This window comes from Vibrio sp. 2130-1 (genome assembly GCF_033339515.1).
The window spans coordinates 1-522 of sequence record NZ_JAWOUT010000710.1 but is presented as its reverse complement, the minus strand read 5'-3'; the positions used below and the strand labels follow the sequence as shown (position 1 = coordinate 522).

Here is a 522-nt window from a genome sequence, read left to right as displayed (position 1 = left end):
GAACGCCAATAAGTCGGCCTTTTGGCTGTGACTCGAGATGACACCGACTTTCTCAGCAAGGCCATGCACACGACTCTTCTCGCCACTCACCTGAAGCCCATCGCCTTTGGCAAGAACAATGTCTAAATCCATTGGCATTTCGATTTGCGCACGAACTACACGGTTTAGGAAACAACCGAACTCAGACAGGTTCAAATCAGATAGACGTTTGCCGGCAATCGCGTCGCTCTTAACGACAATCTCTTCTTCCACAATACGCAGATCGAGAAGGTTACGGTCGAACACTTCTTTACCGTTGCGGAAGCTTGGGTCCAAACGAGCGTGGCTGTCAGGGAAGCCTACCAACGCAATTTCATCACCTTCTTGCAAAATCGCATCACCATCAGGGTGGGCGAGAATACCATTACGGCGAATACGCTCAATGTAACAACCCGTTTGGCGGTAAATACCAAGTTCTCGTAAGTTTTTGCCGTCTGTCCAATCGATAAGCTCCGGGCCAACTCGATATGCGCGAATAATAGG

The 522-nt window shown here is 49.4% G+C and carries 1 protein-coding gene; it reads right to left on the bottom strand.

Going from position 1 to position 522, the window contains the following annotated elements:
• A partial coding sequence (locus R7Q09_RS28270) for a TrkA C-terminal domain-containing protein (RefSeq protein ID WP_318144223.1) occupies positions 1-522 on the bottom strand: 522 nt, incomplete at both ends.